Genomic DNA, 8,148 nt, shown 5'->3' with positions numbered 1-8,148 from the left:
GTCGGGGGTTGTGGGGGGTGGAGGGGTTTACTTGTGGGTGGGCGAAGGTCAGGGGGTTGTCGTGGGGGTGGGGGGTGGCAACCGGCAGGGGAAGTTCGCTGAGGATTATGTGCGGGTGCTGGCCTCCGCGGCGGGGTTGCTGGTCTATACGTATGATCTTGATCTTGACGGGATCGATCTCGGGCTGCGGTATTCGGGGCGGGCCGGGAAGGTGGCCTCGCCGGCCATCGAGGTGCAGGTGAAGTCATGGTCGCGGCCCCGGGTGGGGGAGGGGCGGCTGGTCTACGACGGGCTCGACGAGGTCCAGTTCAACAAGCTGGTGGACGGGCCGTTCAGCGTGCCCCGGTACCTGTTCCTGGTGGTGATGCCGCCGGGGGACGTGGCCTACACGCGGGTGGAGACCGACGGGCTGACGCTCCGGCAGCTCGCCTACTTCACCGATCTCGCGGGGGAGAGGCCGGTCGCGCGACCGAGCAGGGAACGGCGGCGGCGGGTCCGGATACCGCTGGGGAATGTGCTCACCGAACGCACCCTGCGCGCGTTGGTCGGCGCGCCGGAAAGGGGCCTCGATGGGTGAGCCGCCTTCACCGGAGGACGTGACGGGCTACCTCGCCGCCTCCGGATGGGTCCGTACGGAGGCGCGGCCCGGGGCGTCCGTCTGGGTGCACAAGGGGGACCACGAGGTCCTCGTGCCGGACGACCCCGCGCTCAAGGACGCGGCCCGCCGGCTCCGCGAACTCCTCAGCGTCCTCGCCGCCGTCGAGGGCAGGCCCCGGGCCGCGATCGCCGCCGACATCGCCTCGCCCGCCGCGGACGTCCAGTGGTACCGCACCGTCCCCGACGGCGCCCACGAGACCGGCCTCACCAGCGCGCTGTCCGCCCTCGAAGGGGTGCACAGCGTCCTCGCCGCCGGTGCCCGCACCGTCCTCACCGGGCCGCGCGCCGCGTTCGACGGCCCCGCCCCCAAAGCCGCCCGCGAGCTCCTCGCCCGCGTGACCGTCGCCCGGCCGTCCCCGGACCTGCTCACCGTGCGGATCCCTTTGCGCGTCCCCGACGCCGGACCCCTCGGCCGCCGCGTCGGACTCCTCCTGCACGGCGCCGTCACCCGGCTCAGCGAAGCCGCGGCCGCCGGGGACCTCTCCGCCCTCGACGGGCTCGTCCCCTCCGGCGTCTCAGCCGACCTGTGCAAGGCGCTCGCCCGCTTCGCCGGCCCAGACCCGGGCGGACCCTTCGAGACCGGATTCCGCTGGGCCCGCTCCACTCCCGCCCCGGCCCCGCCCGCGACCGCGGTGTTCGGGCCGGGGGCGGGCAAGCTGCTGCGGCACGGCGCGTTCCGGCTGCGCCGCCTGCGCTACACCGGCGCCGCCGAGATCACCGGCCGGATCACCTCGCTCGTCGACAACGGCGGCCAGGACCGCTTCCGCGTCCATATCCAGGGCGAGGCCACCGGCGCCGACGGAGCCGCCCGCCGCGCGCTCTGGGTCCGGCTCCCCGACGCCCCCGCGTACGCCCAGGCCATGGCCGCCCACCGCGACGGGACCCCCGTTCGCGCCCGCGGCACCCTCGTGACGGTCAACGGCCGTCCCGAACTCGTCGCCTCCCCCGGCGATCTCCACACCCTCCATCCCGGCCCCGCGCCGACCCCCCGAACCCCCTGAGGAGACCCCAGTGGCACACATCGAGTTCGGCGTCCCCGAACGCGCCCTCCTCCTGGCCCTCATGGCCATGGGCGGCTCCGCCTCCAACCCCGACCTCAAAGCCCGCGTCGGCACCGCGCTCGACGGCGCGTCCCGCCGCAGGATGAACGACCTGAAGCTGGTCGAGAGCGCGAAGGTGGGCAGGTCCTACCACCACACGCTCGAAGAGGCGGGCTGGGCCTGGTGCGCCGAGGAGCTCTCCGCCGAGCCGCCTGCGGGCAGCACCCTCGGCCGCGCGCTCTACGTCGTCCTGGGCATGCTCCGCGACAAGCTCGACGGCACCGACCTGAGTCTTTCCGAGTTCGTCACGGCCGCTGACCTGCCCGTCGCAGAGGCGGAGCCCGAGCCCGCGCAGGCCGAGCCCGCGCCGTCCGCGCCCCTGGTCTCGGACGTGGAACTCGAGGGGCTCATCCGCGCGGCCTACCTCCAGGTGGCCGGTCGGCCGGGCTCCTGGGTGTCCCTGACGGACGTGCGGCCGCTCCTCGGCGACGCGCCCCGCGACCAGGTGGACGACGTGCTGCGCCGGATGGAACGCGGAGCGGACGTGTACATAGCGCCCGAAGCAGACCAGAAGTCCCTGACCGACGCCGACCGTGCCGCGGCGGTCCGCGTCGGCGACCGGGACAAGCACCTCCTGGCGATCGAGGCGCGATGAACGAGGCCGAACGCAGGGCGCTGAAGGACCTGAAGGCGGGCCTGGACTGGGCGGCGACCGCGGAGCACGCCTGGCGCCCGTCGCCCTTCCACGTCGACGGCCTGCACCCCCGCGCCGAGGAGATGATCACCGAGGGCATCGCCGCCGCCGCGCGCTCCCGGGACTCCAGCCCGCTCGGCGTCGCCGTCACGGGCGAGGGCGGGACGGGCAAGACCCACCTGCTCGGCTGGGTCCGCCAGACCGCCGAGAAGCGCGGCGGGTACTTCTTCCTCGTCGACTTCAGCTTCGGGGCGGGAGACGGATTCTGGCCGCGCGTCGCCCGCGCGATGGTGCAGGACCTCGACCGCGTCGGCCCCGGTGGCCTGGCGACCCAGGCCGCCACCCTCCTGCGCAGGCTCTCCCTGCTCGCCGACCTCGACGAGAGCAGGTCGGCCGCGCTCGCGGGCGAGCACCCCTGCACCAGGGACGACGTCGAGGCGCTCGTCAAGGGCCTGTACCGGCGCGACCGCGCCCTGATCGCCCGCACCGCCGACACCCTGCGCGCACTGGCCCTGCTGGCGTCACCGGATCTCGACCTGGGCCACACCGCCCGCGACTACCTCGGCTCGGTCGAGGAGGCCGAGCCCGGCGACCGCCGGGCGTGGGGGATCGGCCGGAGGGTCCCGAGCCCCCAGGACATCGTCGTCGAACTGTCCGCCGTCCTCGCCCTCACCGGGCCCAGCGTCATCGCCATAGACCAGATAGACGCGCTGCTGGAGCACTCGGCCCGCACGTCGGCCCATGACGCCGAACCGCAGGTTCCCGACAGGACCCTCCTGGAGGAGGTGGCGGGCGGCCTGATGGAGCTCCGCCACGTCACGCGCCGCGCGCTCTGCCTTGTGGCCGCCCTTCCGTCCTCCTGGCGGCTGGTGGAGGGCCAGTCCGTGACGACGGTGCAGGACAGGTTCCGCACTTCCCTCATGCTCGGCACGATCCCCGACGCCTCCACGGCGCAAGCGATCGTCGAGCGCCGCCTGTCCGCCGCGCTCGAAGACTCCGGCTTCGCTGCGCCCTGGCGCGGCTGGCCCGTCATGCCGGAGGCATACGCCACCGTGGGGGCGCGGACTCCCCGCGAGGTGATGAAGCGGATCGACGCCCACCTCCAAGGCTGCCTGTCGGACGGGGAGGTAAGGCCGCTCACATCCTTCGAAGCCGCGTCAGCGCCGCCGCAGGTCGTGCACCAGAGGCATGAACCGGACGAAGCGGCGTTCGCCGAGCTCGACGCGCGCTTCGCCGAGTTCAAGGCGGGCGCGTCCGTCGAGGCGGTCTTCGATCCCAAGGCCGAGGACGCGCTCGCCCCGGGGCTGCTCGCCGCGGGCCTCGCCGCGTGGATCCGCGAGGCGGGCCCCGCGGGCCGCGCCTTCTCCGTGGACCCGCCGCCCGCCCGCCGCGCCGTGCTGCACGCCAGGCTCCGCCAGACTCTGGACCCGGTCACCGAGCGGCAGCGGCACTGGTCGTTCCGGATGATCGCCGCGTCCCACCCCAGGGCCGCGCTCACCCGGCTCCGCGACGCGCTCACCGAGTCCGGCGGCGGCGCGGAGGGCGAGCGCACCCTGATCGTCGTGCGCAACATGGAGTGGGCCGAAGGCCCCGCCACCCAGGAACTGCTCGGCCGGCTGACGGAGTCGGGAGGCAGGTCCCTGACGATCGGCAACGACGACCTGCGCACGTTCGCCGCGCTCGCGGCACTGCTCGACGCGCCCCGCCCCGGCCTGGAGGACTGGCTCGCCGCACGCCGCCCGGCGGGGCGCACGGAGTTCTTCACCGAAGTCCTCGCCGAGGCGCTGCCCGCGGAACCGGAACCGTCCAAGGCTGCGGGGGCAGGCGAAGACGAGCCTCCGATCCGCGTGCTTCCCGGGCCGGTGTCCGGACCCTACGATCCGCTGCCTTCGCCGTCGTCCCCTGGCCAAGCCCCGGCGGAGAACCCTCCGCTGGTCTTCCCGACGCCCCCGGCGGACGGCGCCCACGCACGGCTCAACGGCACCGAGTCCTCGACGCTCCAGGGCGCGACCGTCATCCCGTTCGGACAGCCCAGGACGGGCCCGGCCGAGGACACCGGAGCCGCACGCGGCCCCGTGATCGGCCCGCCGTTCGTCGTCCCGTTCCCGCCGCCCGGAGAGCCCCCGGCGCCTTCGCGGCAGTTCACGCCCCCGCCCTCGGTGCTGCCCTTCGCGCCGCCCCCGTCCGGCGTACGGCGGCCCCGCGAGGACGAGCCCATCCGCATCGGGACGCGCGCCGGAGGCGAGGCAGCGGTGACGCTCGACCCCGCGGTCCTCACCCGGCACACCGCGATCTTCGCCGGATCGGGTTCTGGCAAGACCGTGCTCATCCGCCGGCTCGTCGAGGAGTGCGCGCTGCGCGGAGTGTCCTCGATCGTCCTCGACCCGAACAACGACCTCGCCCGGCTCGGCGACGCGTGGCCCTCCCCGCCCGAGGGCTGGGCGGACGGCGACGCGGAACGCGCCGCCCTCTACCACGAGGGCACCGAGGTCGTCGTGTGGACACCGGGGCGGGCCTCGGGCAGGCCGCTCGGCTTCCAGCCCCTGCCTGATCTCGCCGCCGTCCGGGACGACCCCGACGAGTTCGCTTCCGCGCTCGACCTGGCGATGGAAGAACTGTCCCCGAGGGCGGGCACCGAGGCGAACACCGCGCAGGCCCCGGTGGCCAAGGCGGTACTGCGCGAAGCGCTCGCCCACTTCGCCCGGCGCGGCGGAGGGGACCTCACCGCTTTCCTCGCCCTGCTCGGCGACCTGCCTTTCGAGGCGAGCCGGATCGCGGGAGCCGACGAGTTCGGTCTGAAACTCGCCCAGCGGCTCACCGCCGCGACGATCAACGACCCCCTGTTCGCGGGCGAAGGGGAACCCGTTGACCCGCGGACCCTGCTCACCCCCGCCGAGGGCAGGCGGGCGAGGATCTCGGTCGTCAGCCTCGCCGGGCTCGCCGACGAGCGCCGACCTGACTTCGTCCGGCGGCTCCAGATCGCCCTGTTCTCGTGGATCAAGCGCAATCCGGCCCGTGACCGGCCGCTGGGCGGCCTGTTCGTCATGGACGAGGCGCAGACGCTGGCTCCGGCCACTCCCCGAACCCCCGCTCTGGCGAGCACCCTCACCCTCGCGTCACAGGCCCGCAAGTACGGGCTCGGCCTTGTCTTCGCCACCCAAGCCCCCAAGGGCCTGCACAACCAGGTCTCCGGAAACGCCACCACGCAGTTCATCGGCCGCCTCAACGCGCCGGCGCAGATCGCGGCGGCCAAGGAACTGGCCCGGGCGCGGGGCGGGACCGCCGGGCGCGTAGGCAAACTCCAGAGGGGCCAGTTCTATGTGGCGAGCGAGGGCCTGCCCGAGGCCCTGACGCAGACCCCGCTGTGCCTGAGCCATCACCCGGCAGGGCCGCTCAACGAGGAGGAGATCCTGGACCGGGCCCGCCGGAAGTGAGGCCGCAGGCCCGGCGCGGCAGCCTGGAAGCCGCGCCGGGCTTTATCAACCGAGGGGTTGAACAAGGGCTCGCGGAGTCGTAGTGTTGTTATCAACCGGTAGGTTGAAGACGCAGGTGGAGAGTATGGAAGACGCAAGGCTGTCCGCGGTGTTCGCGGCACTGGCCGACCCGACGAGGCGCGACATCGTGGCGCGGCTCGCCGCCTCGGACGCGACGGTGGGGGAGCTCGCCGCTCCCTACGACGTCACCGTCCAGGCCGTCTCCAAGCACGTCAAGGTGCTCGAGGAGGCGGGGCTCGTCAGCCGGACCAGGGACGCGCAGCGCCGCCCGGTCCACCTCGAAGCCGAAGTCCTCGACCTGATGACCGGATGGCTGGAGCGCTACCGCAGGAGGGCAGAGGAGCGCCACCAGCGCATCGACGCCCTCCTCGCGGAACTCCGGCAAGGCACCGACGACCAGACGGAAGGGGCGGCATCATGACCGCGACCAGGACCCACGGCGGCAGCACCCGGATCGAGGCGGACCCGGGCCTGCCCCTCATCAGGATCACCCGCGACTTCGACGCCCCGCCGGCCCTCGTCTACCGCGTCTGGGCCGATCCCGCCCTCGTCGCCCGCTGGCTCGGCCCGCGCAGCATCACCAACCGCATCGACACCTGGGAGTTCCGGCGCGGCGGAAGCTGGCGTTACGCCTCCCACCGGGACGGCGAGGAGATCGCCTCCTTCTACGGCTCCTTCCACGAGGTCCGCGAGAACGAGCGCATCGTCCAGACCTTCACCTACGAGGGCGTCCCCGACAGCGTCTGCCTGGAGACGATCACCTTCGAGGACCTCGGCGACGGCCGCACCCGCACCGTCACCACGAGCGTCGTCGAAACCCTCGAAGACCGCGACGCGATGCTCGCCAGCGGCATGGAGACCGGCGTCGTCGAGGGCTACGAGAAGATCGACGAGATCCTCGCCGAAGGCGTCGCCTGACCGGCCCGTCGCCGCCGATTCGCGTCCCGCGCGCCACCCGTGTAACCTTTCACCTCGTTGCCGGAGAGCGATCCCCGGCGGCGGGGCTATAGCGCAGTTGGTAGCGCGCCTCCATGGCATGGAGGAGGTCTGGGGTTCGAATCCCCATAGCTCCACAGCAAGGAGAAAAGCCGCTCTGCATCAGCAGGGCGGCTTTTCGCGTTCCTCGGACGATCACCGGACCCGCGACGTACCGTGCCCGGAGGAGGGGAGGACAAGTGAAGGTCTCCTGGGTGAGCGGGTTCCTGGATCTGGCCGCCGGATCGCATGAGGAGGGCGTGCGGTTCTGGGAGGACCTGACGGGGTGGGAGCGGTCCGCGGTGCGGGGCGCGCGGGGTGAGTTCCTGACGCTGGTGCCCCCCAAGGGCGACGCGACGGTGCGGGTGCAGAGGGTCGGCGGCGCGCTCAGCGCCATGCATGTGGACCTCCATGTGGAGGATGTGGCGGTCGGCGTCCGTGAGGCCCAGGCCGCAGGCGGGACCCTCGTGGCGCGCTACCCGGCCGACGGTTACGCGACGGTCCGCTCACCGGGCGGGCTCGCGGTGTGCATCGTCCCGGACCCCGGGTCGGCCGCCCCGCCGGCCCAGAAGTGGGACGGGCACGGGAGCGTCGCCGACCAGCTGTCCGTGGACGTCCCGGGGGACGGGTGGGAGCGGGAGACCGCTTTCTGGACCGGCGTCACGGGCAGGGAACTGCGGCCCGGCCGGGACCGCGCGGAGTTCTCCAGGCTCGTGAGCGGGCCGGGGGAGGGGCTGAAGATCCTGCTCCAGCGGCTCGGCGAGACCGGGGGGCCGGTCCGGGCGCACCTCGACTTCGCGACGACCGACCGGAAGGCCGAGACGGCCCGCCACACCGCGCGCGGTGCGCGCGTCGAGCACGAGCACACCGGGTGGACCGTCCTGCGGGCGCCCGACGGCCTCGCCTACTGCGTCACCGACAGGGTTCCGGACCTGTGAAGCCGGCGCTCGGCGCGCCGGGCGCGTCGCACAGCGCCCGACCTGGTCCCGGAACGAGCGGTTTGACCACGGGTTTTTACCCTCAGGAGAGGTTTACCGTCGCCGACGAGGTTTGAACGGGGGAGAGGCGGGGAGAACCCTTGGTTTGACGGGGGTTTCGCAAGAGCGTAGTGTTCTTCTTGTTGGGCCCGAGGGGAGCAGGACGCGAGAGCGGCCGGCCCCGGGACCAGCGGAACGTCTTGAACTTCACGGTTCACCCGGAGATGCGCGAAGCACTCCGAGGGACTGGTAAGCTCGAGAAACCGCCGAGAACGAAGCCCGAAAGGGTGGGATTCACTGCGGGTCCGTTT

General features: G+C 73.1%; 7 protein-coding genes and 1 tRNA gene. All 8 read left to right on the top strand.

The window, feature by feature from the left end; genetic code table 11:
• Positions 1–10 precede the first annotated feature (10 nt).
• Complete coding sequence (locus ACYVOM_RS35720) at positions 11–577, top strand: DUF4365 domain-containing protein (RefSeq protein ID WP_460308017.1); 567 nt, start codon at positions 11–13, stop codon at positions 575–577.
• Entirely contained in the window at positions 570–1,658 is a 1,089-nt protein-coding gene (locus ACYVOM_RS35715; RefSeq protein ID WP_460308016.1) for a hypothetical protein, read from the top strand. Before ACYVOM_RS35720 ends, ACYVOM_RS35715 begins: the two co-directional genes overlap by 8 nt.
• A gap of 10 nt (positions 1,659–1,668) precedes the next feature.
• Positions 1,669–2,352 (top strand): hypothetical protein, encoded by a 684-nt coding sequence (locus ACYVOM_RS35710; RefSeq protein WP_460308015.1) that lies wholly within the window; start codon positions 1,669–1,671, stop codon positions 2,350–2,352.
• On the top strand, positions 2,349–5,825 hold the full coding sequence (locus tag ACYVOM_RS35705; RefSeq protein ID WP_460308014.1) for a helicase HerA domain-containing protein: 3,477 nt from the start codon (positions 2,349–2,351) through the stop codon (positions 5,823–5,825). The genes ACYVOM_RS35710 and ACYVOM_RS35705 overlap by 4 nt, the downstream gene beginning before the upstream one ends.
• A gap of 124 nt (positions 5,826–5,949) precedes the next feature.
• Positions 5,950–6,306: an ArsR/SmtB family transcription factor gene (locus tag ACYVOM_RS35700; RefSeq protein WP_460308013.1), complete on the top strand. Its 357-nt coding sequence runs from the start codon at positions 5,950–5,952 to the stop codon at positions 6,304–6,306.
• Positions 6,303–6,803, top strand: a complete 501-nt coding sequence (locus ACYVOM_RS35695) for an SRPBCC family protein (protein ID WP_460308012.1) — start codon at positions 6,303–6,305, stop codon at positions 6,801–6,803. Before ACYVOM_RS35700 ends, ACYVOM_RS35695 begins: the two co-directional genes overlap by 4 nt.
• Positions 6,804–6,885: 82 nt before the next feature.
• A tRNA-Ala gene (locus ACYVOM_RS35690) sits at positions 6,886–6,958 on the top strand.
• Positions 6,959–7,060: 102 nt separating this feature from the next.
• The gene (locus ACYVOM_RS35685; RefSeq protein ID WP_460308011.1) at positions 7,061–7,798 is read left to right on the top strand and encodes a VOC family protein; all 738 of its coding nucleotides are present in this window, start codon (positions 7,061–7,063) and stop codon (positions 7,796–7,798) included.
• Positions 7,799–8,148: the final 350 nt, after the last annotated feature.

It is taken from the genome of Actinocorallia aurea, from assembly GCF_054783995.1.
Note: the sequence above shows the minus strand (reverse complement) of the source record. Positions and strands in the feature narration are given on the sequence as shown.